At 68.5% G+C, this 25,339-nt stretch carries 15 protein-coding genes; 9 read left to right on the top strand and 6 right to left on the bottom strand.

What is annotated here, in order from left to right:
• The first annotated feature begins 47 nt into the window (after positions 1-47).
• Both DRB06_RS05545 and DRB06_RS05540 read left to right on the top strand, forming a co-directional pair.
• Positions 48-788: a LytTR family DNA-binding domain-containing protein gene (locus tag DRB06_RS05545; protein ID WP_073331480.1), complete on the top strand. Its 741-nt coding sequence runs from the start codon at positions 48-50 to the stop codon at positions 786-788.
• On the top strand, positions 785-2,122 hold the full coding sequence (locus DRB06_RS05540) for a GHKL domain-containing protein (RefSeq protein ID WP_111819347.1): 1,338 nt from the start codon (positions 785-787) through the stop codon (positions 2,120-2,122). The genes DRB06_RS05545 and DRB06_RS05540 overlap by 4 nt, the downstream gene beginning before the upstream one ends.
• Positions 2,123-2,230: 108 nt before the next feature.
• On the opposite strand, the gene DRB06_RS05535 is transcribed toward DRB06_RS05540, so the two are convergent.
• The 4 genes from DRB06_RS05535 to DRB06_RS05520 form a co-directional block, all read right to left on the bottom strand.
• Complete coding sequence (locus tag DRB06_RS05535) at positions 2,231-3,319, bottom strand: glycosyltransferase family 2 protein (protein ID WP_181575197.1); 1,089 nt, start codon at positions 3,317-3,319, stop codon at positions 2,231-2,233.
• Positions 3,320-3,439: 120 nt separating this feature from the next.
• Positions 3,440-4,081 carry a hypothetical protein gene (locus tag DRB06_RS05530; RefSeq protein WP_073331474.1) on the bottom strand — a complete coding sequence of 214 codons (642 nt, stop codon included), beginning with the start codon at positions 4,079-4,081 and terminating at the stop codon, positions 3,440-3,442.
• A gap of 86 nt (positions 4,082-4,167) precedes the next feature.
• Positions 4,168-6,585 (bottom strand): glycoside hydrolase family 3 C-terminal domain-containing protein, encoded by a 2,418-nt coding sequence (locus DRB06_RS05525; RefSeq protein ID WP_111819345.1) that lies wholly within the window; start codon positions 6,583-6,585, stop codon positions 4,168-4,170.
• A 122-nt stretch (positions 6,586-6,707) separates the two neighbouring features.
• A complete protein-coding gene (locus tag DRB06_RS05520; RefSeq protein ID WP_111819344.1) occupies positions 6,708-9,620 on the bottom strand; it encodes a glycoside hydrolase family 3 protein in 2,913 nt (970 codons plus the stop codon).
• Between the two features lie 255 nt (positions 9,621-9,875).
• Between DRB06_RS05520 and DRB06_RS05515 the strand changes: the two genes are divergently transcribed.
• Positions 9,876-10,661 carry a hypothetical protein gene (locus DRB06_RS05515; RefSeq protein WP_111819343.1) on the top strand — a complete coding sequence of 262 codons (786 nt, stop codon included), beginning with the start codon at positions 9,876-9,878 and terminating at the stop codon, positions 10,659-10,661.
• Between the two features lie 73 nt (positions 10,662-10,734).
• Here DRB06_RS05515 and DRB06_RS05510 read toward each other — a convergent pair whose 3' ends face one another.
• Positions 10,735-13,140 carry a glycoside hydrolase family 3 N-terminal domain-containing protein gene (locus DRB06_RS05510; RefSeq protein ID WP_111819342.1) on the bottom strand — a complete coding sequence of 802 codons (2,406 nt, stop codon included), beginning with the start codon at positions 13,138-13,140 and terminating at the stop codon, positions 10,735-10,737.
• Between the two features lie 369 nt (positions 13,141-13,509).
• On the opposite strand from DRB06_RS05510, the gene trpB (DRB06_RS05505) reads away from it, so the two are divergent.
• The gene (gene trpB / locus DRB06_RS05505; RefSeq protein WP_111819341.1) at positions 13,510-14,835 is read left to right on the top strand and encodes a tryptophan synthase subunit beta; all 1,326 of its coding nucleotides are present in this window, start codon (positions 13,510-13,512) and stop codon (positions 14,833-14,835) included.
• Between the two features lie 42 nt (positions 14,836-14,877).
• On the opposite strand, the gene DRB06_RS05500 is transcribed toward trpB (DRB06_RS05505), so the two are convergent.
• Positions 14,878-17,922: a glycoside hydrolase family 3 protein gene (locus tag DRB06_RS05500; RefSeq protein WP_220092978.1), complete on the bottom strand. Its 3,045-nt coding sequence runs from the start codon at positions 17,920-17,922 to the stop codon at positions 14,878-14,880.
• A gap of 422 nt (positions 17,923-18,344) precedes the next feature.
• On the opposite strand from DRB06_RS05500, the gene DRB06_RS05495 reads away from it, so the two are divergent.
• The 5 genes from DRB06_RS05495 to trpA all read left to right on the top strand — a co-directional run bounded on the left by DRB06_RS05495 (position 18,345) and on the right by trpA (position 24,966).
• Positions 18,345-20,000 (top strand): anthranilate synthase component 1, encoded by a 1,656-nt coding sequence (locus tag DRB06_RS05495; RefSeq protein ID WP_111819340.1) that lies wholly within the window; start codon positions 18,345-18,347, stop codon positions 19,998-20,000.
• A gap of 1 nt (position 20,001) precedes the next feature.
• Positions 20,002-20,661 (top strand): aminodeoxychorismate/anthranilate synthase component II, encoded by a 660-nt coding sequence (locus DRB06_RS05490; protein ID WP_073331456.1) that lies wholly within the window; start codon positions 20,002-20,004, stop codon positions 20,659-20,661.
• A 75-nt stretch (positions 20,662-20,736) separates the two neighbouring features.
• On the top strand, positions 20,737-21,819 hold the full coding sequence (gene trpD / locus DRB06_RS05485; RefSeq protein WP_108967524.1) for an anthranilate phosphoribosyltransferase: 1,083 nt from the start codon (positions 20,737-20,739) through the stop codon (positions 21,817-21,819).
• Positions 21,816-24,095 (top strand): tryptophan synthase subunit beta, encoded by a 2,280-nt coding sequence (gene trpB, locus DRB06_RS05480; RefSeq protein ID WP_111819339.1) that lies wholly within the window; start codon positions 21,816-21,818, stop codon positions 24,093-24,095. Before trpD ends, trpB (DRB06_RS05480) begins: the two co-directional genes overlap by 4 nt.
• A 1-nt stretch (position 24,096) precedes the next feature.
• Positions 24,097-24,966 (top strand): tryptophan synthase subunit alpha, encoded by an 870-nt coding sequence (gene trpA / locus DRB06_RS05475; RefSeq protein WP_111819338.1) that lies wholly within the window; start codon positions 24,097-24,099, stop codon positions 24,964-24,966.
• Positions 24,967-25,339: the final 373 nt, after the last annotated feature.

Below are 25,339 nucleotides of genomic sequence, written 5' to 3'. Positions count from 1 at the left end.
TCCCCTCGCTCCGGTAACAGTACCCAAGCACCACCATAAAGCCACCAATGAAAGTGAATACGAGCTCGACTCCCGTACTCCGCGTAGGCGTCGTTGAAGACGATGCCCGGCACCGCCGTGTCCTGTCCGACTACCTCGACCGCTTCGGGCGCGAGCGAGAACTGGAACTGCGAATATCCGTGTTCGACGACGGGCAGGCCCTACTGGACGGGTTCCGTCCGGTCTACGACATCCTCATGCTGGATATCCGGATGGAGGGAACCGACGGCCTGGCGCTCGCCCGCGCAGTGCGTCGTACCGACCCGGACGTTATCATCATCTTCATCACCGCCGCACAGCAGTACGCGATCAACGGCTACGAGGTCTCCGCCCTCGGCTACCTGGTTAAGCCCTTCCCCTACGCCTCCCTGGCCCGCGAGCTGAACCGCGCCCTGGCGATGCTGAGCCGGCAGGACAACGCCAGCGTCGTGCTGAAAGACGGGCAGGGACTGCGGCGAGTGCACGTGCGTGACATCGTCTACCTGGAATCCTCCGGTCACCGCCTGGACGTGCACCTGACCGACGGTGTCATCACTCTTACCGGATCACTCAAGCAAATGCAGCCGCAGCTGGCGCCCCACGGCTTCTTTCGTTCGAACTCCTGTTACATCGTCAACCTGCGCCATGTGGTAGCAGTGCGGGAGCAGGACTCCGTTATGAGCACCGGCGAGGCGCTGCGCATCTCCCGTCCCCGTAAGAAGGAGTTCATGCGCGCCTTGACCGAGCACGTATCTGGGACCCTTACGTGATTCAGGAGGCGCTACCAGACATCCCCCGACTGTGGACGGCGCTGGCCGAGTGGGGCGCATGCCTGCTGTACGTGCTGGCTACGTGGCGGCCGCAGGACTCCCGACGCCGCGGGGCCGCCGTGATGACCGCGGCGCTGCCGGCACTGTGCGTCTACCAGGTGCTTGCCGCGCGCCTGCCGATCTCGCTGTGGCTGGCCGGCATGCTGGGGGCGGTCGCCGCCATGTGGAGCATCCTGCACCTGGCGCTGAACGGGTCGCTGCGACGCTCCACCTATCTGGTGGTGCGAGCCTTCGTCGCCGCCGAGCTGGTTGCCTCCCTCGAGTGGCAACTGGAGGTGTTCCTCCTCGACGGGCATGCCGGCACGCGGCCGGCGGCGCTCTGTGCAATCGTCGTCGACGGCGTCGTGCTCGGGGCCGTCTACCTGCTGGAGCGGCCCCGGTTCCGCAGCGAGGTCGTTCCCACCACCGCTACCGTGGCCGGGGCGGCGGCAATCGCCGCTATTACCTTCGCCATGTCCAATCTCAGTTTCCTCAGCACGGCCACCCCCTTCTCCGGGCGGCTGGGAGCCGAGGTCTTCTACATCCGCACACTCGTGGATCTGTGCGGATTCATCATCCTGTACGCCCAGCGGGAGGTGGACCTGCAAAACCGGGCTTCCTTCGAACTTGCCGGCACCGAGGCGCTGCTGCGCTCACAGTACGAGCAGTACCTGACCTCCAAGCGGGCCATCGACATCGTCAACCGCAAGTACCACGACCTGCGGCATATGATCGCTTCGGTGCGCGCAGAGCCGGACCCCACGATTCGCCTGGACCGGCTCGGCGAACTGGAGGCGTCCGTGCGCCCCTACGAGGTGTTCGTGCGTACCGGCAGCCCCGTGCTCGATGTGATTCTGACCGACCGGGAGCAGGTCTGTCTGGAGGCCGGCGTCACCATGACCACGATCGCCGATGGTGCCGCGCTCGGCTTCATGGCCGCCGCGGACCTGGCCACGCTGGTTGGCACCGCTCTGGACAACGCCCTGGACGCGGTCTCAAGCAGCGGGGACGCCGACCGGTGGATCCGTGTTGATGTGCGTACCCGCCGCGGATTCGTACTGATCGAGGTGGAGAATCCGCTGGCGCGCGGGCAGGTCATGTCCACCGACGGCGAGCCCCCACGGCGCGCCGGGGCGAGTGGCGGCGCGCACCGGTACGGCCTCGGCGCCATTCGCGCGGCCGCCGAGGCTTACGGCGGGCAGGTCACCGCGGGAGAGAGTACACAAGGCACCTTCATGCTGCGCGTACTGCTGCCGATCCCCACCGCGCTCCCTCACCGAGACCGGCGTCGGTAACACACCGAGACCTGTAGAGGCTACATACCGAGGTCGGGCGTTGTGATCCTGTGTTTGGGGTGTGGTGAAGCCCCACTCCCGGCCCCAAGGAAGGCTCCGGTCCCGTTCTCAGTTCAGGGCCAGTACTCGGCGAGCCACCTGGTAACCGGCCACCGGCACCCAGTCCCCGGGGCGCCCCGGCAGCGTCATCAGCCGTCCCATGACGGAGCGGCGCACCCGCCGGGCCACGTCGGGCCGCGTGGCATCCAGACGTTCCCAGAGCTGCTGCTTTATGGCGATATTGCGGGGCGTACCCGAGCGCAGCGCCATGGTCGTGATCACCACCGCGCTCATGGTGTAGATGTGCACCAGGTAGCGCAACAGTGCATTCGGCACGTCGCCCTCGTGGGGCATCGCCTCCAGCATGAGCGCGTTCACCCGGTCGTGCTGGTCCAGGCGTGCCACGATCACGTCGTCGGCGACCGACTGCCCGGCCCGCCCCACCGTGTAGTAGTACAGGTCCAGGTCCAGGTAGGTCAGCGTGCGCACGTGGCGTAGCGGTTCGAAGGCGAACAGGTTGTCCACGTAGAAGCAGTGCTCGGGCAGCCGCATTCCGGAGCGCTCCAGCACCTCCCGTCGGTAGGCGAGGGAGTGCATCATGAGGTACTGGTCGGGGCGGAAGCGTCCGACGTCGTCCCAGCCGCCAATGCGTCCGCTCGGGAGCAGCCCCCGGAAGCGCACGACGTGGCGGCCGGGCCTGATCCCCCGCGGGCCTCGGCGGGCGGGTCCGTGGCGGAGCCGGTACCAGGCGGGCGTGCCCTCACGGACGTACACGAAGTTGGTAACCACCAGGTCCGGCTCGTTGCCGTCCCGTTGCCACGAGCGCAGGGCCACGAGCAGGGTGCGCAAGGCGCCGGGATCGATGGCGTCATCAGCGTCGCACACCTTCAGCCAGGTACCCCGGGACGCGGCGACCCCGGTGTTTATGGCACCGCCGTGCCCCTTGTTCTCCTGATGGATGACCTCGATGGCCGTGTGCGCCGCGGCGTAGGCGTCGGCAAGGGCGCCGGTTCCGTCCGTGGCACCGTCGTCGACGACGATGATCTCCAGGGCGCCGCTCCCATCATCTGCCGCCACGAGACTGGACAGGCAACGGCCCAGGCAGTCCTCGGCGTTATACGCGGGGACTACGACCGTGATGAGCGGGCTAGCGGTCACCGTGCGGATCTCCTTGTTAGACGGAGTCCCGGCGTACCGCGGTCATCGGGCAGTCGCCCGACCCGCGCCCGAGGCGCTCCTGGTGATTGACGTGCATGACCCTACCGGACCGTGCCCGGCTCAGTGTACCGACGGCACCCCGGCCTGGGTGTCTGCTTCCGACTGTGCGTCCGCATCCTCGGGCACGCGCTTGAAGATCACCTTGAAGATCGGGAAGAACACCCAGAAGGAGATGGCCGCGTTGATGATCATGGTGACCACGTCCGCCACGGTCTCACCGGTGGAGGCGCCGAGCGTGCCCTTGCACCAGGAGTAGATGGGCTCCTTGTACAGCACTTGGAGGGCGGCGGCCACGATGGTGATGACCACGTAGGCCAGCGCATACCAGAAGGCCGCCTTCCAGATGGAGGAGTTCGACTTGAAGGTGATGGAGCGCTGGGCGAAGAAGTTGATCACCTGGGCGATCAGCAGGGTGATCTCAACCGCCAGGAAGTAGGCAAGACCACCGCCGGAGCCGTCGGCCTGGATGGGGCCGGCCACGTAGTCGAACAGGTAGACGGGGCTGCCGCCCGAGGACCCGACCGGCAGGAACTGGAAGGTGGTGCCCTGGAGCGAGGTGAATCCGAAGATCCACCGGAACACCGGCATCAGGATCAGCTGCAGCAGGGTCACGCCGTTGGACAGGATGAAGAAGACGATGAACTGGGCGATGGTCTCGTGCCGCTCCTCGAAGCGGTGCCACCAGGCGGTGATCGATTTCATGCGTGGTCTCGGTTTCTGTTGTCTCTTTTAACGATGGGAACTGGATGGATTAGAGGCGGGACCGGTATCCCCCGGGCCCGACGGAGTCAGCGGGGGCCATCAAGCCGTCTCTGGGTGGCCTTGTCCTGGCGCCGGTTGTGGAAGAAACCACCCACGATGGTGCGCAGGCCGTGCAGCCCACGGCCGCCCGCGAAGTCGACGATGCCGTCGACCATCTCGGCGGACACCATGCCGCCGGTCATCTTGCCCATGGCGCGCAGCGGCATGTTGAGCATGAACAGGATGTTCAGATCGGGTTTGCCGGAGGCGTCGGCCTTGGCCTTCTGGCGTTCCAGGATCTTGACGGCCAGCTTGCCGATGCGGCTGCGGCCGTGGGCGAGGTCGGAGATGGGGCTGTTGGGGCCGATGCGGCCGGATGTCTCCGGCTGCGGCACAGGTCGTCCGAGCAGCGCAGCGAACTCGGCGTCGGTGGCATCGGTGACGGTGCCGTCCAGGTAGTGGCCCAGGGCCGGGTCGGCCGGGGCGACCGGGTCGCCGTCCACCTCCCAGGGGGCCTCGAGCGGAAGGTCATCGGCGTTGCGCCCCACCCGCACGCGCCACGTTCCGGCCGGGTGCACCCAGCGCCCCTCGCGCACCGAGTAGCGGCGGAAGGTGTAGTCATCGAAGGGGATGGTCACTGTCGCCGTCTCCCCCGCCGCCACGGGGACCTTCGCGAAGCCCTTCAGCTCGCGGTCCGGCCCCCACACGCCGTCGGGGGCGGTGACGTACAGCTGGACCACCTCGGTGCCGTCGACGGCGGAGGTGTTGGTGACCGTCAGGTGCGCGCCGCCCTTGTCCAGGCTCAGCCCGGAGTACTCGAAGCTGGAGTAGGACAGTCCGAAGCCGAACGGGTGGGCCACGGGCGTGCCGGTGGTGGTGTAGTAGCGGTAGCCGACGTAGGGGCCGTCCTTGTACAGGGCGAGCTCCCCCGTGGCCGGGAACCAGGCAGAGGTGGGGTTGTCCTCGTAGCGCACCGGGTAGCTCTCAGCCAGGCGGCCGGAGGGGTTGACCGCGCCGGTGAGCACCCGCAGTGCAGCGCCGGCACCGGCCTGCCCGGACAGACTGGTGTGGACCACGGCCCGGGTGTGCTCCTCCCAGTCGGTTTCCACCGCGGATCCGGCGGAGACGACGGCGACCACGTTGGGGTTGGCACGGGCGACGGCGGCAAGCAGCCGGGTCTGCGCCTGCGGCAGGCGCATGTGGGGGCGATCCAGGCCCTCGGATTCGGACAGCTCATCCAGCCCGATGTAGGCCAGTACCACCTCCGCCCGCCCGGCCAGGGCGACCGCCTCGTCGAGCAGGGCCTGGTCGGGCTTGCCCTGGCGGTCGTAGCCCTGGGCGTAGCCGACCAGCTCCAGACCGGTACCGGCAATCTCCTCCAGGGTGGTCTCCAGCCGGGTCGGGTTGATCTGCGAGGAGCCCGAGCCCTGGTAACGGGGCGTGGAGGCCATGTCACCGATGACGGCGACGCGTGTGCCCGGGGCCAGCGGCAGGATGCCGTCCTGATTGCGCAGCAGCACGATGGACTCCTCGGCCACCCGGCGGGCCAGGGCATGGTGGGCGTCGACGTCGAAGGTCGGCCGGTCCTCCGGGGCGGTCCTGGCCGAGGGCGCGGACGTGGCCATGGCAATGACCTCGGCGGCCCGCGCGTAGACGGCCTCACGGCTGATGCGCCCCTCCTCGACGGCGGCGACGACCTCCCGTGCGGAGTGCAGCCCCGGTGCGGGCATCTCCAAGGAGGAGCCGGCCGCGGCGGCCGCCGCGGCGTCATTGGAGCCGCCCCAGTCGGAGACCACCAGCCCCATAAAGCCCCATTCTCGGCGCAGGATGTCGGTGAGCAGCTGCGGGTGCTCGTTGGCATAGGTGCCGTTGACCCGGTTGTAGGAGCTCATCAGTGCGCGCGGGTGCGCCTCGCGCACGACGACCTCGAATGCGGTCAGGTAGATCTCGCGCATGGTGGCCTCGTCGACTACGGAATCCGAGGCCATGCGGCGCAGTTCCTGACCGTTGACGGCGAAGTGCTTCGGGGTGGCGGCCACGCCCCGTGACTGGATGCCGCGGACGAGGCCGGCGGCCATGCGGCCGGCGAGGATGGGGTCCTCGGAGTAGTACTCGAAGTTGCGTCCGCACAGCGGGGAACGCTTGATGTTCATCCCCGGCCCCAGCAGTACGTCCACGCCGAGTGCGAGTGCCTCCTGTCCGAGCGCGGCGCCCATCTGCTCGGCCAGATCCGGGTCCCAGGAGTTGGCGACCGTGGCCGCCGTCGGGAAGCAGGTGGCGGGCTCGGAGGCGGCGATGCCTAGGTGGTCGCCGCTGCCGAGCTGGCGGCGCACGCCATGCGGCCCGTCGGACAGGACGAAGGAGGGGATGCCGCGCTGGGGCAGGGCGCGCGAGTCCCATTCGGAGGCGCCCGAAAGGAGGGCGGCTGCCTCTAGAAGGGTGAGGTCCGAGGCGGTGGCGGTCACGGCGTGTTCCTTACCTTGACGGGTGGTCTGAATGGGTTGGGTACCGAAGCGTGTGGCTCCAGTGCGGGTCGCCGACTGGGGCGGGGCGAGAAGCGGCCTCCTCGCCCCGCCCCACGCGCCGATTACTTCGTCTCGGAGCTCTCGACGGCGGCGGTGGCCTCCGCCCGGCGGTGCCGGTAGCGGCGGATGGCGAGTGCCTCGAGCGCGAGCAGGCCGATGCCGAGCACGGCCAGGACGCCCCAGGTCAGGTACTCCCAGGAGGCCCGCTGCACATCCGGCTGACCGTCCTGGTATATCCAGGAGTTGGCGACGGTGTACAGGATGTTGTGCGCGGACTCCCGCATGGCGATCACTCCGGTGGCGGAGGTGTTCTGCACGGAGTTGACGGTGATGTCCGTGGTGGCGAGCATCATGTCACCGCCGTTGCGGGTGAGCTGGTCGGCGTTCTGGTAGCCGTAGCCGGCGAAGTAGTCCGTCAGCGTCATGCCGCGGAAGCCCCACTCGTCACGCAGTACGGTGCGCTGCAGCTCGGGCAGTGCTCCGGCATAGGTGGTGCCGATGTAGTTGAAGGCGGTCATCACCGCGCCGGCGCCGCCGTCCTTGATGCCGATTTCGAAGGGCTTGAGGTAGATCTCGCGGATCGCCTGTTCGTTGGACCAGGTGGCCAGCATGTTGGTGCGGTTGGTCTCCTGGTCGTTCATGGCGAAGTGCTTGATGAAGGCGTACACGCCCAGTTCCTTGGCGCCCTGGATCTCCTGGGCGACCTGGGTGCCGGCCAGGACCGGGTCCTCGGAGAAGTACTCGAAGTTGCGGCCCGCGTAGGCGTAGCGGTGAGTGTTGGTGGCCGGCGCATACCAGCCGGCCACGTCCATGTCGTGGGCCATGGTGCCGATGGCGGTGCCGAATTCGTGCGCCAGCTCCTGGTTCCAGGTGGCGGCGACGGACACCGCCGACGGCAGGCCGATGGAGCCGACGCCGGTGAAGTTGTTGTTCAGCGAGGCGGGCCCGTCCACGTCGGACACACGCACCTTGCCAACGGAGTCCACGGCCACGGAACCGTAGCCGCCGTTGGCGATCAGGCTGTTCATGTCGGCGACGGACAGCTGGTCGAGCAGCTGGTCCCACTTGGGATCGTCGTAGTCCAGGCCGTACATGTCACCCAGGACCAGGCCGTTGTCGGCGCCGGTGGTGGGCATCTGGTCGGAGTCGTCATCGAAGGCGGTGGAGTCGTAGTTGGAGTTGGCGACGAAGGCCGCCCGGTGCTCCTCCGACATCTCCAGGCTGGCCGGGGCGCCGGTGGCCTCCTCGTAGTTGGCGAAGGAGTCCGCCCGGGAGAGGTAGGTGACGTCACCGGCGGCGGCGTCGAACTGGTTGGTGGCGACGATGGCGTCACCGCTGTGCGTGTTGTCGTCGGAGTCGTAGGTGATGGTCGCATCGACCGTGAGGGTCTGCTCGTCGATCACCGTGTGGGAGTCCGAGCGCAGGGAAATGGTGTAGTCGCCGGCCTCGAGCACATAGGCGCGAGCGTTCAGGTAGTCGTAGGAGGCCATGTCGTCCTCGGCGAAGGTGACGGTGACGGTCTCGGAGGCGCCTGGCTCCAGCAGGCCGGTCTTGCCGTAGGCGGCCAGGTTCACGGCCGACTTCTCAATGCCGCCATTGGTGTAGGGCGCGGTGTAGTAGACCTCCACCACGTCCTTGCCGGCCCTGTCTCCGGTGTTGGTGACGGTCACGTCGAGGCTGATCGTGCCGTCGGCGTCGCGGCTGATATCCCCCATCTCCTGGGTGAAGGTCGTGTAGGACAGGCCGTAGCCGAAGGGATAGGTGACGGCCTCGTCGTAGTCGATGACGCCCTCGACGGCCGCCGTCTCGTACCAGCGGTAGCCGACGTAGATGCCCTCCACGTAGTTGACGAAGGCGGGGTAGGTGGTGGCGTCGGTGAAGGGCGAGGACTGGCCGTACTCCTCCATGTTGGTGTAGGTGAAATCACCGAAGTTGTTGGCGGCCGGAGAAGCCTTCAGGTCCGCGGCGAAGGTGTCGGGGGTCTTGGCGGAGGGATTCACCTCGCCGTCGAGGATGCGCCCCAGGGCGTTGAAGCCCACCTGACCGCCGGGGATGGCCCAGATGATGGCGTCAATCTCGGGGTCGGCTGCCAGATCGGACAGGTCGAAGGCGTTGGCGCCGTTGTAGACAACAACCACGGTCTCGGAGTTGTCCTTGGCGAGCTGGATGAGGTCGCGCTCGGGGGCGGTGAGTTCCAGGTAGCCCTGCCCGTCGGCGAAGTCGGTCTGGGTGGTGGAGTTGTCGGTGTAGGAGAAGGCGTCGTTGGCGGCGACCTCGGCGTTGACGTCCAGTGGCAGGTCGAAGCCCTCCCCGCCGGAGCGGGCGATGGTCACCACGGAGGTGTCGGAGAAGTCCTGAATGGAGCTCACGACGGCGTCGGTGTACGCCTCGGAGGTGGGCTCCGGCAGGGTCCAGTCGGCGGCGAACATGCCGACCTCGGGGCGCTCGGCGCGGTAGTCGTTGTAGAGGTCACTCAGTTCGGTGTTGGTCTCGAATCCGGCGTTGTGCAGGCCGTCCAGTAGAGAGGTCGTGGGGTTGTCTGGCGAGAGAGAGCCGGATCCGGTGCCGCCGTAGACGGGGTTGGTGGAGGCCCAGCCGAGCACGTTGATGGCGGAGCCGTCTTCGAGCGGCAGCGCGGCATTGTCGTTCTTCAGCAGAACCATGCCCTCGTCGGAGATCGTGTTGCCGAGTTCTTCGACGGAGGCCTTGGTTTGCTCGGTCAGCGTGCCGGAGCCGGAGGAAAGGTCAAGGATGGTCTTCAGACCGCCGTACATCATGCCGGTCACGGCAACCGCGATGGCGACCACCGCCACGATCCAGGTGGTGGACCGCACGAGCTTGCGGGTCGGCTTGTTGAGACTGCGCGCGACAATCGTGATGATGAGCGCCGCCAGCAGCGCCACACCGATGGCGATCAGTTGCGGCCGCAGGCTCGCCACCACGTTCCAGACGTCGTTCCAGTTGATCGACAACACTGTCGGGACACCTCTCTGTGTTCCCCGCATGGGATTGCGAGGGGGATGGGGATGCTCACCGGCGGGACGGGCTTCGAACCGCCATCACTGGGCGTCCGGGACCGCGTACTACCGGCCATTGACATGCAGTCGTATTCTCGGTCGATATCAGTCCGCTACACCGTCTTGACCGCTCGATCTGTCGGTTCGTGCGCATAACCTGTCAAACGTCAGTCCAAGGCCACCTCGCGATCATCGAGCGTCCCAGGAGGATCCATGAGCACCACACGCATACTCATCATGATCGCCGTCTACGCACTCAGCATCATCATGGTGCTGCTGACATTACCCCTCCTGCGCGGTGGAGCCCGCCCGGACAAGGCACGCATCACCGAGCCCGTGCCCGGGGCGGGGACAACCACCTATGAGTACCCCGTCCAGCGCCCCGACGCGAGGGCCCAAATCGGCCTGGTCATCCTGTTCGGCTGCGGTGTGGCGCTCCTCGTCTTCGTCACATTGCCCCTGACTGATGATTTGAAGGCTGTAGCGATCATCGCCGCGCTCGCGCTGGTCTGTATCGGCTACTGCTGCTATACCCTGGCCGCCTATCGCAACTGCAGCCTCATCGACGCTCCCACGCTGATCGCCGGCACCGACTGGCGCGGCCGCGCTGTGCAGATCCCCCATCAGGAGATCGCCTCGTTCTCGACCACCGGGCAGCGCTCGTCGGTCGTGCGCGACCAGCGCGGGCAGAAGCTACGGCTCAATATGAACTGGTTCTCCACCCCCAACCTGGCTCTCTATCTGCTGCGCGCCACCGCCGAGGGCCGCTTCCCGGGCAAGCGTCCGGGTGACCCGCGGGAGCTCAACCGGGGGCTGAACCGGGTGCAGTCCGCGCTCAACTTCCAGTGCGCCAAGCCCCTGCGGGAGGTGCTGCTCCAGGGGCCGGCCGCCAATCCGACGGCCTTCCACCGCGACCCCGCCGCACCGGAGGGCACCGGCTGGACCGGTCCGGAGTATGAGGCGTGGGCAAATATGGTGAACACCATTTTCTGGAGCTAGCCGAGCCTTCGCGCGGGCGTGGACAGAGTTGTCTGCCCGCGCCCGCGCGCCCTCACCCCCTTAGGTCACTTGCTCAGTCCTCAATCACCGAGCCGTCCAGGTGCAGGCCGAAACCGTAGTCATAGGCGTTGCCCGCGGAGTCGGTGTAGGGGGTCAAGTCCTTCGGGACGTCCTCCTGGTTGGCCTCCACGGTGTCCATATCCGCGGGGAACTGGATGGGCAGGCGGCCGTTGGACTCGTGCAGGCCCAGCGCGATCCTGATCAGGGCCTCGTCGGCGACTCCGAAACCCACGACGATGGCGTCGGCGCGAGCCTCGAACTCTGCGGGAACCACCGGGTTCGTGGCCTTGAGCGCCACGACGACGGGGATGTCCCGGTCCGAGGCGGCCACCGCGTCAGCGGCCCGGTTGAAGGCGTCCAGGTCGGCGGCGTTGGAGATCGCCGAGGTGGCTCCGTAGTAGGAGCGGTTCTCCCGGCCGCCGTCGTCGAGGATGTCCCCGGAGATGGAGGTGCGTCGGACGTTTTCCCCATCGGCGGTATAGGTGCCGTACTGGAGGGAGAGTGGGTACCAGCTGTCCTCCTCCTCGTTCCAGCCGGCCTTGGAGAAGCTGGTGCCGTTGATCGGCGAGCGCATGCCCACGAGCACCAGGTCCACATCGGTCAGGTCGGGCGCCGTATAGCCGGTGACGTGTCCGTCGGCGTCGTATTCGACCTCGTCTGTGACGACCTTGCCGAAATACTGCTCGGCGACCTCCACGTCGAGGGAGGGTCCCTCGGTGTACTCGGCCTCGCTGAAGGCACTGTTGAATCCAGTGTCGTAAGTCTGCGGGATGTAGACCGTCTTGTCGGAGAAGTCCGCCTCCGGATCCAGGGTGATGGCGCCGTCGTTCTTGAGGGTCACGACGGAGTTGAGCTGAGCTTCCTGGCCGGCCGTCACCTTGTCCTGCGATCCCACCTGTGCCTGGGACGCGGCCAGATCCAGGAACGGGTCATCGAAGGCGCCGATGTTGAAGGACATGGTCAGGATGCGCGCCGCCGACTGCTGCCAGCGGGTCTGGGCGTCGATGTCCAACTCCCCGGCCTCGTACGCCTCCTGCCATAGGTCGTAGGCCGCCAGTACGGGGGCGGCGTCGTTGTTGCCGCCGAACATGTCGGTACCGTTCTTGATGATCTGGAAGTGACGCTCTTCGACGCTCAGGTCCTCCGCACCCCAGCCGGTGGCGATAACCGGATCGTCGGGGTCGGTGGTGGCGCGGGTGACTCCCCAGTCGGTGACGACGACGCCCTCGTAGGCGTTGTCATCACGCAGCTCGGAGAGCTTACCGTCGTCATAGGAGGAGCCCATCCGCTGGGTGTACTCGGGCTCGCCTTCGGCGTTCAGGGTGATCGAGTAGGAAGTCATCACGGCCGAAGATTCCAGCGCCTGCTGGAACACCGACCGGTGCTCGGCGGAGTTGCCCCCAACCATGACCTCGTACTTGCCGGCATTGGTGTGGGACTCGCGCCCGCCCTCGCCGGCGCCGTCACCGGGCCAGTGCTTGATCATGGTCGCCACCGAGTCCGTGCCCCAGTCGCCCTCGCCGCCGTCCTGCGTGTACGTGCCCTGGAAGCCGGCCACGTAGTTGGCGGCCATTGCCCCGGCCATCTCGGCGTCTTCACCAAAGGTTCCGGACACGCGCAGCCACCGGGGCTCCGTGGCCAGGTCGATCTGTGGGGACAGGGCCGTACCGATACCGAGGCTCCGATACTCCTGTGAGGCCATCTGCCCGAACTGGAGCACCGTGTCGGGATCGAAGGTGGCGGCCAGCCCCAATGATCCGGGCCAGCTGGAGATCTCACCAACCCCCGTGAAGGCGCCGTCACCGGAGGCGTCCGAACGCGGATCGGAGGAGAAGTTGACCGGGATGTAGGGGGTGTCGGCGGAGGCGAGAGTCTCCACGTAGGCCTGCATCTGGTTGACCCACTGCACGTTGGCGGTCACGTCCGAACCGCCCGCGTTCAGCACTGCCCGCAGGTAGGACTCGGACAGGTACTGCTGTTGTTCGGCGGTCAACCCGTCCTCGGGCGCGCGTTCATGAGCGGAGAAGAGCATCAGCCCGGCCATCTGCTCCTTGGACAGGCCGGTGGCGTAGTCGGCGGCCCGCTCGCTCCCCGTCCGCCGCCAATCCTCGGCGGGGTCGAGCTCGCCGTTGCCGTTGAAGTCCTTGAAGGCATAGGTGTACTCGCCCTCAACCTGCTCAATGATGGTCATGCCGCCGTCGGCCGAGTAGCTCAGTACCTGGCCCCCGTTGGAGTTGACGACTCTGGTGAACCTGGTTTGACCATCGTCCAGTTCCTGAGTGATGTAGGTGTTGCCGTTGTTCTCCAGGTTCGAGGATGCGGTCGCGTCGGCGGTGGAACCGCCGGAGGTGCATCCTGTCAATGCCAGAGCCGCAGCCACGGCAACGGCGGCTAGGCTCCTTCCACATGTGATCTTCATTGATCTCTCCTTGCAGGGTTCTTCAGGGCTCAGCGGCCCGCCCCGGTGGGAGGTGGGGCCGCGCGTTCGGGCGAGTCTGCCGGAGACGTACCGACGACGAACTCCTCACCGCGGTTGTGAAGTCTCGGGACGCAGCGGCACCGTCGCCGGGGATGCCCGAACTCCCTCATCGTATGAGTCACAGCCCATTCCTGCGGCGGACTACAGCAGGAACTGTCGGTCGCGGCGCATAAACTGCATCCAATCCACCACCCGGGCCGTTGTCCCGTCATGTGAGACGCCCGGGATTCCTTTTGCCCACCGCCCGCGGCGCCCTTACCCTCACGCACGCGACCGCCGTCGAGCGCTGGAGACAGCAAGGAGGCACCCATGCGCACCCCCGCAGACCAAGAAACCGCCCTTCCCGGGGCGGCCCCCACCGCCAACCGTGTGCCGACCGGGCCGCTCGGACCCGACGCGCCCGGCTACACTCCGCCCGCACCCGGCACCGACACTCCGCGCCACACGCTTCTACCCGCCTACTTCGGTCGCTTCGGCGGCCAGGAGGTCCCCGCCGAACTGCTGCCCGCGCTCGACGAACTCGAGGCCGCCTACACCGAGGCCGTCGCGGACCCAGCCTTCGAGGCCGAGCTTACGGACCTGCGAGCAACCTACCTGGGGCGCGAGACACCCGTCTTCGAGTGCCGTCACCTGCCGCTGACCGGCGGCGCCCGCATCCTACTGAAGCGGGAGGACCTGGCTCACGGCGGGGCCCACAAGGGCAACAACGCGCTCGGTCAGGCGCTGCTGGCCAGGCGCATGGGCAAGCGACGGCTGATCGCGGAGACCGGCGCCGGTCAGCACGGCACCGCCACCGCCATGGTGGCCGCGCTGATGGGCATGGAGTGCACCATCTACATGGGTGCGCACGACGTGGAGCGGCAGCGCCCCAACGTGGAGCGCATGGAGCTGATGGGGGCCACCGTGGTGCCGGTGACCGCCGGACAAGCGGGCCTGAAGGATGCGATCGACGCCGCCCTCGCCGAATGGTGCACCCGCTTGGAGGACACCTTCTACCTGATGGGCTCGGCCACCGGGCCACATCCCTTCCCCTCGATCGTGCGTCACTTCCAGGAAGTGATCTCCAGGGAGTCCCGCCGCCAGGTGCTTCAGCGCTACGGCGCCCTGCCCGACGCCGTCATCGCGGCCGTGGGCGGCGGCTCCAACGCGATCGGCGCCTTCGCCGCCTACCTGGATGACCCATCGGTGCGGCTGATCGGCGTGGAGCCGGCCGGACGGGGACTGGGCACCGGCGAGCACGGCGCCCCCATCAACGCCGGCCGCACCGGGGTGCTGCACGGCATGCGCTCCTTCGTCATGCTCGACGACGACGGCAGCGTCCTGCCCTCACACTCGGTCTCCGCCGGACTCGACTACCCCTCGGTGGGACCGGAGCACGCCCACCTGGCCGACACCGGGCGGGCCGAGTACGTGGCCATCACCGACGCCGAGGCACTGGAGGCCTTCCGTCTGCTGAGCCGCCACGAGGGCATTATTCCGGCCATGGAGTCGGCGCACGCTGTCGCCCAGGCACTCGAACTGGCCCGCGAATATGCCGAGACCGACCACCCCGACGCCACCGAACCGCTGCTGCTGGTGAACCTGTCCGGCCGCGGCGACAAGGACATGGACGAGGTGCGCGAGCACCTGTCCTGACGGACGAGGTACCCGCGCACCTGCCAGATCAGCGTCGCCGTTTCAGTCGGCGCTCGCCCGGGCCTTGGCCCGCCTCGAACGCCACCGCAACACGACGGCGGTCATCGCGCCCACGCACAGCAGGCCCGTCACCACATCGATGATGATCGCCATGGTGGTGAGCCGGTCCAGGCCGCCATCATCGGTCTCCACGGTGTAGTTGCCGGAGTTGGCCACCGTGTACAGCACGTTCTTCGAGGCCTGCCGCAGCGCCGTCACCATGGTCGGCGAGTCCTGGTTCTCGATCTCCGAGCGGGCCTGGGAGCCCATGCCCAGCATGATGTCGTTACCGTTGAGCACCGAGTCCATGGTGATCTGGTAGCCGTAGGACCCGTACCAGTCGGTCAGCACCATGCCCTCGAAGCCCCACTCGTCCCGCAGGACGCCGTTGAGCAGGTCGGCGTTGGCGCCGGCGTAGCGATTGCCGATGAAGTTGAAGGAGGACATCACCGCATACGGCCCCTCCGCCCGGTTCTTCACCACGATCTCGAAGGGCCTGAGGTAGATCTCCCGCATCGTCTGCTCCGTGGCGAAGGTCTGCAAGAAGGTGCAGCGGTTGATCTCCTGGTCGTTCATCGCGAAGTGCTTGATGTAGCCGTATACGCCCTTGGCCGCCGCCGCATTGGTGGTTGCCGAGGCGATCTTGCCGGCGAGCACGCCGTCCTCCGAGTAGTACTCGAAGTTGCGTCCGCCGAAGGCGGTGCGGTGGGTGTTCATGGCGGGGCCGTACCAGCCGTAGATGTGCGCATCGGCGAACTCCTGGGCGATGCCGGCGCCGACTTCACCTGCCAGCTCGGTGTTCCAGGTCTGGGCGATGAGCACCTCGGCCGGGTAGGGGGTGCCCATCACGCCGATGACCCAGTCGTTCAGGCCGGCGGGCCCGTCAGAGTCGAGCGCGGCCCGCTTGTCGATGGAGCCGATGCCAACGGTCTGGAAGCCGCCGACGGCGACCAGCTCGGACATCTCCTCGACGGTGAGCTGGTCCAGCAGCCGGTCCCACTGCTCATCGTCGTAGGCGAGTCCGGTCATGTCGCGCAGACTCAGGTCGCCGTCCGCACCGGTCGTGGGCATGACCGCATCAGGGTCCTCGTGATCGGCCGGGTTGTAGTTGGCCACCGAGTAGGAGTCGATGAAGGCCTTCTCCTCCTCGGTCATGGTCAGGTCCTCCGCGGTCGGCGCGGCGGTGGCCTCGTCGTAGTTGGCGAATCCGCCGGCGCGGGAGAGGTAAGTGACATTACCGGCCGAGTAGTCCTCGAAGCGGTTTGTGGCGACCTCGGAGTCGGAGGCGCGTCCCTCGGCGGAGTAGTCCACGTCGGCGTCCACCGTGAAGGTCTCGGAGTCCAGCACGGTGTGGGAGTCGGAGCGGGCGGAGATGGTGTACTCGCCGGCCTCCAGCACGTAGCCGCCGTCGGCGGTCTTCAGGGCGGAGGAGTCGTAGGAGGCGAGCTCCTCCTTGGGGATCGCGAAGTCGATCGCCTGGGTGGCACCGGGATCGAGCAGCTCGGTCTTGGCGAAGTCGACCAGGTTCACGGAGGCCTTCTCGATGCCGCCGTCGGTGTACGGCGGCGTGGAGTACAGCTCGACCGCGTCCTTGCCGGCCACGTCACCGGTGTTCGTGACGGTGACCGTCACCTGCACGTCGTCCCCGTCAGCATTGAAGGCGGTGATCTCGTGGGTGAAGTCGGTGTAGGACAGCCCGTAGCCGAAGGGGTAGCGCACGGCGGCGTCGTAGTCGAAGCCCTCCACGGCGTCGTCGTGGGCGGTCTCGTAGTAGCGGTAGCCGACGTAGATGCCCTCGTTGTAACTCACGCGGCCGAGTACGCCCTGGAAGCCGGGGTCCGCCGCCGTGTACTGCTCCACCAGGTCATCCACATTCGTGTAGGTGAAGTTGCCGTAGTTGTTGTAGGCGGGCGTAGTGGTCAGGTCGTTGACGAACATGTCCACGGTGTGCCCAGAGGGGTTGACCTCGCCGGACAGGATGCGTCCCAGCGCCCCCATGGCGTTCTGGCCTGTTCCGGGGGCGAGCAGCACGGACTTGATGGAGGGGTAGTCGTCCAGCCAGTCCAGCTCCATCGTGTTGTTGGAGTTGATCAGCACGATCACCTGGGAGAAGTTGTCGTTGACGATCTGCAGCATGTCCTTCTCGGTACGTGACAGCTGCAGGTAGTGCTCACCCGCCTCGAAGTCGTCGTAGTCGCCGTTGTTGGTGTACTCGGCGTTGAAGTAGCCGTAACGTTCATTACCTCCGGCAACAGTCTCGGCCATCTTGGCGTAGTCGCCGTCGATCACGGCCTTCATGTCGGTGGGCAGGTCCTGCCCCTCACCGCCGGAGCGGGCCAGCACCACCACGGCGGTGTCGGAGAATTCCTTGGCCTCACCCAGCACCTCGTCGGTGTAGACGTCGGCGGTCGGCTCCGGCAGGGTCCAGTCGGTGAAGCCGATCGTGCCCGTGGTGCCCTGGGACTCGCGGGTGTCCCGGTAGCTGGTGTACAGCTGCGTTAGGGTGTCGTTGGTGGCGTATCCGGCGTCGTGCAGGGAGTCCAGGACGCCGGTGGCGTTGGACATGTCGGCAGCGCCGGAGCCGGTGCCGCCGTAGATCGGGATGGTGGAGGCCCACCCGAAGACGTTGAGGTTGGTGGTCTCGGCCGGAAGTGGCAACAGTCCGTCGTCGTTCTCGGCCAGCACGAATCCCTCGTCGCCGACGCGGCCGATGATCTCCTCCGAGGCGGCGCGCGAGGCGTCCGAGACACTGCCCTGCACATTGACGAGGATGGACACGGTCGAGTACAGCGGACCGAAGACCACCAGGTTGCCGATTACGACGACGGCCACAACCGTGGTCAGGCCGGCGCCCCAGCGCCACAGGTGCCGGTCCCCCTTCTTGGCCAGCCAGTGCGCGCCGATCGCCACCGCGATCGCAACCAGGATGATGACGAGGAGCGTGTAGATGTAGCCGGAGCATTCATGGACATATGTCTCAACGTCCGCCGATGAGACTCCCATGCCGCCGAGAATCGGCGTCAGTATGTTGATGATGAGCTGGAGCACAATGGTCTCCTTGGACAGGTTGGGTTCGGGTCGTTCGGGTCGTGCCCCGAGGGGCTTGCGGCTCGGCGGGAGCGCGTCGGTCGTCGGCGCGGCGGCGAGCGGGCCATCGTTGGCACCCAAGACTTTATGGCTCCGATCACATTCCCGGGCCCGATGCCGCACAATTTGTCGGCCCGGGCGCATGTTCTGCCTGTTCTCCGTCCGCCCGGCCCGTCTCACCACGTGTCACCGATTTGGCCCGTCCCGCACGCCGGTCTAACCTGCCGCCATGACCGCGTTCCGCACCAGCCAGTGGTGGTGGCTCCCCAATGGGCGAGCCACTCACGCCGCATAGCCGGCGCCGGATCACAAGAGCTCGTCACCTGGCGGGCTCTTCGCATACGGGGCGAATCCCACCGGTGGCACGAACAGGAAGGCAACCGATGACGCTTCCCCCACCCTCCGTATTGACGCGGTCGGTGCGCTACCAGCACGACGGCGGCACCCTGCTGGAGCACCTGGCCCGCACCGGCCTGATCGCCACCACGGCGGACACCGGCGAGCCGCGGCCGCTGGACACCGTCCTGCTGGAGTCGGTGGACATCGCCACCAAGGCCTCCCGCACGACGATCGCCGTCCTGGAGTCCTCGACCCGCCTGACCTGCCGCGGCAACGCCGTCGTCGCCGAGATCCTCCCCCAGGCGCCCGCCGACGGCGCCGCCGCCCTGGACCGGCTGCGCACCGCCCTGGCCGCCCACGTCACCGACGACGCTGCGGACAGCCTCACCCTCACCTTCCCGCCCGTCGCGAACGATTTGGAGGAGCGCGAGCGCCTCAAGGCGACTTCCACCATCGAGCCGTTGCGCGTGCTGGCTGCGGCCGACGTGGATCACCCGCACCTGCCGCTGGAGGCGGGAGTCTTCGCCTTCGACTACCTGGCGACCTTCGAGACGCTGCCCGAGGTCGCCATGGGCGCCAACACCTGCCCCGACTACCTGTTCTACGACGCCCGCATCATCCTGGTGATCGACCACCCCACCCGTGTGGCGACCCTGGTGGGTGCCTCGGTGGATGCCGCGAGTCTCGCCGCACGCCTGGACGCACTGGCCGCCGCCGCGGACGCCTTCGCCGCCGGGTACGCGGCCACGCCGCCCCCCGCCCCGCAGGACGCCGCTGAGGAGGCCGCCCACCCGGTCCTGCATGCCGCCCCCACCCAGTCCGACGCCGACTACGCCGCCGTGGTGGAGTCCATGAAGGAGTCGATCGCCGCCGGGGACGTGTACCAGGTGGTGCCCGCCCGCGGCTTCACCCTGCCCTGCCCGGACGCGCTGGCCGCCTACCATGCGCTGCGCGAGTCCAACCCGAGCCCGTACATGTTCTACGTGGGCGCTCCCGACTTCGAGCTGCTCGGCGCCTCCCCCGAGTCCGCCCTACTGCATTCGGCCAAGACCGGACAGGTCGCCATTCGCCCGATCGCCGGCACCCGCCCGCGCGGACTGGTCCCGGGCGGGGGGATCAGCCACGAGCTGGACACGCGCCTGGAACTTGAGCTGCGTACCGACGCCAAGGAGGTCGCCGAGCACGTGATGCTCGTGGACCTGGCCCGCAACGACGTCGCCCGGGTGTCCGTGCCCGGAACGCGCCAGGTCGGGGACCTGATGCGTGTGGACCGCTACAGCCGGGTCATGCACCTGGTCTCGGAGGTATCCGGGCAACTGGCCCCGGACCTGGATGCGCTGGACGCCTTCCGCGCCTCCATGACCATGGGCACCCTTACCGGCGCCCCCAAGCTGCGGGCGGCCGAGCTGATCCGCGACGCCGAGGGGGTGCGGCGCGGCAGTTACGGCGGCTCGGTCGGCTACTTCCGGGGCGACGGCGAACTGGATACCTGCATCGTCATCCGTTCCGCCTTCGTGCGCAGGGGCACGGCGCTGGTGCAGGCCGGGGCCGGCGTGGTCGCCGACTCGGTGCCGGCCGCCGAGGCCGCCGAGACCGTCCACAAGGCCAGCGCGGTGCTGGCGGCCGTCGCCGCCGCCCAGGGAGCCCAGCTCGTCATCGACTCCGGCAATGGTGCCGCCCTGCCGGAAGGGAGGCGCTGAAATGCGCGTAGTCCTGCTCGACAACCGCGACTCCTTCGTCTACAACCTGGTGGACCAGTTCGCCTCCCTGGGAGCGGATATCGCCGTCTACCGCAACACGGCCCCCGCCGCCACGGTGTTGAACGCGCTTGAACCCGCCGTCGGTGGCGACGCACACGCCGAAACGGCCCGCAGCGAGCGCCCGGTGTTGTGCCTGTCCCCCGGCCCCGGTCACCCGCGCGCCTCCGGCAACCTGATGGAACTGATCGACGCCGCCCTGGACCGCGGCATCCCCACGCTCGGCATATGCCTGGGCTTCCAGGCGATCGTCGAGTCCTGCGGCGGCTCCATCGACCGGGTCGGGCCCGTGCACGGCCGCAGCGTGCGCGTGGAGCTGACCGAGGCCGGGCGCGCCGACCCGGCCTTCCGCACCCTCCCCGACGGCCGCCTGGACGTGGCCCGCTACCACTCCCTGGGCACGCGCGCCCTGCCCGCGGCGCTCACGCCACTGGCGGTGACCGGGGCGGAGGATCCTGCCGGCCCCGGCATTGTGATGGCGGCCCGCCACCGCTCCCGCCCCGTCGTCGGGCTGCAGTTCCACCCCGAGTCCGTGCTGACCCCACAGGGCCCCACCATCCTGCACGCGCTTACCGCCGGCCTGGCCGCCGCCGCGATCACCTGACCGGCGCCGTCCCCACCCCCACGCAATTCCTCAGAACCGAATCATCAACCCCATTGTTTGTTTTAGGAGCACACCATGACCCCCGCACCCGCTGAGAACAACGCCATGCATACCCCCGCGGTGGCCGACGCCGAGGACGCGCACCGCCTGCTGCGCGGCGTCATCCAGGGCCGGCGCCTGACCCAGGATGAGACCGGCATCGTCTTCGCCGCGCTCGGCGCCGGAGACCTGTCCGAGGCCGAGACCGCCGCCCTACTGGCCGCCCTGCACGCCCGCGGCGAAACCGCCGATGAGGTGGCCGGCGCCGCGAGCGCCTTCCGCGACGCCGCCCGTCCCTTCCCCGAGGTCACCTTCCCGCTGGTGGACGTCGTCGGCACCGGCGGCGACGGCGTGGGCACCATCAACATCTCCACCGGCGCGGGCATCGTGGCCGCCTCCATGGGCGTATCCGTCGCCAAGCACGGCAACCGGGCCGTGTCCTCCAAGACCGGCGCCGCCGACGTCGTCGCCGCCCTGGGCCTGCCCCTGGACGTGGCTCCGGAGCGGGCCGTTGAGATCCTGGCCCGTGACCACTTCACCTTCCTGTTCGCCCAGGCCTACCACCCGGCCATGCGGCACGTGGCCCCGATCCGCAAGGCCTTGGCCACCCCGACGATCTTCAACGTGCTGGGCCCCCTGCTCAACCCCGCCCACCTGACCTACCAGCTGATGGGGGTGGCCGACCCGGACATCCTTGACATGATCGCCGAGACCATGGTCAAGCTGGGCCGCAAGCGCGCCCTGATCGTGCACGGCGCGGGCACCGATGAGATCGCCGTGCACGGCACCACCCAGGTGCGGGAGGCCACCCCGCGCGGGGTCAAGGCCTATGAGGTCACCCCCGAGGAGCTGGGTGTGTCCACCTACGACCTTGCCGACGTGCTGGGCGGCGAGCCGGAGGAGAACGCCGCCCTGCTGCGGGAGGTCTTCGCCGGCCGGGGCGAACCCGCCCACCGCGACGCGATCGCCGTGAACGCCGGCGCCCTGCTGTACCTGGCCGGTCCGGCAGACAACCTGGCCGACGGCACCCGCATGGCCCTGGACCAGCTGGCCAGCGGCCGGGTCGCGGAGCACCTGGATTCCATGACCAAGGCCGCCGCGGAGGGTGAGGCCCGATGAGCGGCGCCCCCAACGCCGGCGGTGCCCGGCCTCAGCGCCGTCCGGTGGACGAGCGGCTGATCGCCACCGGCACCGTCCTGGATGCGATCGTGGCCGCACGGCGCGAGCGCCTGCCCGAACTGCGCGCCCGCTTCGGGCACCTGCGCGCCGAGCAGCTGGAGCCCTCCCGGCGCTCCTTCGCCGACGCCCTGCGCACCCGCAGCGGCGATCACGCGAGCCCGCGGCCCGCCCTGATCATGGAGTGCAAGTCCGCCTCCCCCTCACGCGGAACGATTCGCTCCAGCTACGACCCGGCCGCGCTGGCGCGCGGCTACGCGCCGTGGGCGGCGGCGGTGTCCGTGCTGACCGAGCCGGACCGCTTCAACGGCTCCTTCGAGGACCTGGCCGCCGTGCGCGGCGCGGTGGACGTGCCGGTGCTGTGCAAGGACTTCATCGTGGACCCCGTGCAGGTGCTGGCCGCCCGCAGCCTGGGGGCGGACGCGATCCTGCTGATGCTCTCGGTGGTGCCGGACGACGTCTACGCCGAGCTGGCGGAGCTGGCGCACTCGCTGGGCATGGAGGTGCTCACGGAGGTGTCCACGCCTGCGGAAATGCACCGGGCCGCCGCCCTGGGGGCGCAGGTGATCGGCATCAACAACCGCGACCTGCGCACCCTGGCCACCGACATCTCCCGCACGGAGCAGATGGCACCGCTGGCGCCGTCGGGCGTGGTGCTGGTGGGCGAGTCCGGGGTGCAGACGGCCGACGACGTGCGGCGCCTGGCCGGGCAGGTGGATGCCCTGCTGATCGGCTCGGCCCTGTCGGCGGCGCCCGACCCGGGCGTGGTGGCCGAGGTGCTGGCCACCGCCGTGCCGGTGCCCGAACGCGGTCAGGCACGCGACGCCGCCCAAGCCGCTGAACGGGTGGCCGGGGCGGACGCCGCCCGGGCGCAGCGGGAGCACGCCGACCACACGCACCCGCGTTTGTGCGCCTACTTCGGCCCCTACGGCGGCCAGTACGTGCCGGAGCTGCTGATCCCCGCCCTGGACCAGTTGGAGGATGCCTACATCGATGCCCAGGCGGACCCGTCCTTCGCCGCCGAGCTGGACGAGCTCATGCGCCGCTACCTGGGGCGCCCGACCCCGGTGACGGAGCTGCACAACCTGCCCCGCGAGGGCAACGCCCGCATCTTCCTCAAGCGGGAGGACCTGGTGCACGGCGGCGCCCACAAGGGCAACCAGGTGCTGGGGCAGGCACTGCTGGCCAGGCGCATGGGCAAGACCCGCATCATCGCCGAGACGGGCGCCGGCCAGCACGGCACCGCCACCGCGATGGTGTGCGCGCTGCTGGGCCTGGACTGCACCATCTACATGGGCGCCACCGATGTGGTGCGGCAGGCCGCCAATGTGGAGCGCATGGAGCTGATGGGGGCGCGGGTGGTGCCCGTAGCCAGCGGCGCCGGCACCCTGAAGGACGCCGTCAACGAGGCCCTGCGCGACTGGACCGCCTCCTTCGCCACCACCCACTACCTGCTGGGCACGGCCGCAGGCGCGCACCCCTTCCCCACGATCGTGCACGAGTACCACCGCTGCATCTCCCTTGAGGCGCGTGCCCAGATCCTGGCCCTGACCGGGCGCCTGCCCGATCAGGTGATCGCCTGCGTGGGCGGCGGCTCGAACGCGATCGGCATGTTCTCCGAGTTCATCGACGACGTCGGCGTCGGCCTGATCGGCGTGGAGCCGGCCGGCGAGGGGCTGGACACGCCCCGCAACGGTGCCCCCATCAACAACGGCACCACCGGCATCCTGCACGGGGCACGCAGCTATCTGATGCGCACCCCGGAGGGGCAGGTGGAGGAGTCCTTCTCCGTGTCGGCGGGGCTGGACTACCCCGGCGTCGGGCCCGAGCACGCCTGGCTGGCCGATTCCGGGCGGGCCCGGTACGTTGCGATCACCGACGACGAGGCGGTGGAGGCCTTCCGGCTGCTGAGCCGCTGGGAGGGCATCATCCCGGCCCTGGAATCCGCCCACGCACTCGCCCAGGCCCTCAAGATCGCCCGCGAGACGCCGCCCGACGCCTCCACACCGCACCTGCTGGTGTGCCTGTCCGGGCGCGGGGACAAGGACCTGGAGCAGGTGCGCATGCGCCTGGGCGGCAGCTTCTCCGCGGACTCCGCCGTCGCCCGGGCCGCCGCCATGGTGGAGCAGATGGGCAAGCGCACCGAGTACCTGTCGCTGGCACGTGCCGGGGCGAACGCAGAGTCGGCAGCGCCGACTCACCAGCCTGAGGAGGCCTGAGATGAGCCGTTATCCCGCCATGTTCTCCCGCCTGGCCGACGCCGGTGAGGGCGCCTTCGTGCCCTTCGTCATGGTCGGCGACCCCACCCCCGCAGCCTCCGAGGCGATTATCGAGGCGCTGATCGACGGCGGCGCGGACGCCCTGGAGCTGGGCACGCCCTTCTCCGACCCGGTGGCCGACGGCCCGACGATCCAACGCGCACACCTGCGCGCGCTGAACGCCGGGGTGAGCTTAACCGACTGTCTGGAGGTGGTGGCGCGCGTGCGTGCACGCCACCCTCAGCTGCCCATCGGCATGCTCATCTACGGCAATGTGCCCTTCGCGATCGGGCTGGAGGAGTTCTACGCCCGCTGCGCCGCTGCCGGCATCGACTCGGTGCTGCTGCCTGACGTGCCGGTGCGCGAGTCGGCGGAGTTCTCCGCCGCCGCCGAGGCCGCCGGGATTGACGCCGTGTACATCGCCCCGCCGTCGGCGACCGCCCAGACCCTCGACGCGGTGGCCAAGGCCTCCCGCGGCTACGTGTACGCGGTCTCCCGGGCCGGGGTGACCGGGACCGAGCGCGCCTCCTCAACCGTGGGCCTGGCGCAGTCGGTGGCGCGGCTGCGGCAGGATGCGGCCGCACCGGTGATGCTGGGCTTCGGCATCTCCGGCCCCGAGCAGGTGGCCGAGGCGATTGCCGCGGGCGCCGACGGGGCCATCTCCGGATCGGCGACCGTGAAGATCATCGAGTCCCACGTGCCGACGCTGGCCCGCCTGGCGCAGGAGTCCGGCGAGGACTCCCCCGAGTACACCGCTGCGGTTCAGGCCTTGCAGACCGAGCTGCGCGACTTCGTCGCCACCATGAAGGCCGCCACCCGCCGAGATCGGTAAAAGTTACGTGCCGAGGTCGGTCGAAGTTACGTGGCTCTTCGCGCTTGCGGGTGTGGTGAGCTGATGGGCGTTGGTTCGCCGGGGGTCGTTGGCGCACGCGTGCCGGTTGCGTGGTGCGTGGCGCGATTGGTGGGGGTGCGCGTTGGAGCACGGTGGGCCAGGCACGACGGCTCGTGCATTCGGGTCAACGTTCACGCCTTCGCCTGACGGTTCGTACGCTCGGGTCGACGGTTCGGCACATCCAGCGACGGTTCGTACGTTGCGGTCGACGGTTCGGCACATCCGGCGACGGTTCGTGGGTGTGATGTCTCAGGACATCGGTGACAGTTCTGCCTCAGGACATCGGTGACACTTGGTGTATCAGGACATCGGT

The organism is Actinomyces sp. Z5 (genome assembly GCF_003287795.1).
In the GTDB taxonomy this organism is placed as follows: domain Bacteria; phylum Actinomycetota; class Actinomycetes; order Actinomycetales; family Actinomycetaceae; genus Actinomyces; species Actinomyces glycerinitolerans.
The sequence above is the reverse complement of the archived record's forward strand: the minus strand, read 5'-3'. Positions and strand labels throughout refer to the sequence as shown.

Excerpts from the sequence above, each read along its gene's own strand:
- DRB06_RS05545 (WP_073331480.1), top strand. The coding sequence starts at position 48 with ATGAAAGTGAATACGAGCTCGACTCCCGTACTCCGCGTAGGCGTCGTT.
- DRB06_RS05530 (WP_073331474.1), bottom strand. The coding sequence starts at position 4,081 with ATGAAATCGATCACCGCCTGGTGGCACCGCTTCGAGGAGCGGCACGAG.
- DRB06_RS05515 (WP_111819343.1), top strand. The coding sequence starts at position 9,876 with ATGAGCACCACACGCATACTCATCATGATCGCCGTCTACGCACTCAGC.
- DRB06_RS05510 (WP_111819342.1), bottom strand. The coding sequence starts at position 13,140 with ATGAAGATCACATGTGGAAGGAGCCTAGCCGCCGTTGCCGTGGCTGCG.
- trpB (WP_111819341.1), top strand. The coding sequence starts at position 13,510 with ATGCGCACCCCCGCAGACCAAGAAACCGCCCTTCCCGGGGCGGCCCCC.
- DRB06_RS05495 (WP_111819340.1), top strand. The coding sequence starts at position 18,345 with ATGACGCTTCCCCCACCCTCCGTATTGACGCGGTCGGTGCGCTACCAG.
- DRB06_RS05490 (WP_073331456.1), top strand. The coding sequence starts at position 20,002 with ATGCGCGTAGTCCTGCTCGACAACCGCGACTCCTTCGTCTACAACCTG.
- trpD (WP_108967524.1), top strand. The coding sequence starts at position 20,737 with ATGACCCCCGCACCCGCTGAGAACAACGCCATGCATACCCCCGCGGTG.
- trpB (WP_111819339.1), top strand. The coding sequence starts at position 21,816 with ATGAGCGGCGCCCCCAACGCCGGCGGTGCCCGGCCTCAGCGCCGTCCG.
- trpA (WP_111819338.1), top strand. The coding sequence starts at position 24,097 with ATGAGCCGTTATCCCGCCATGTTCTCCCGCCTGGCCGACGCCGGTGAG.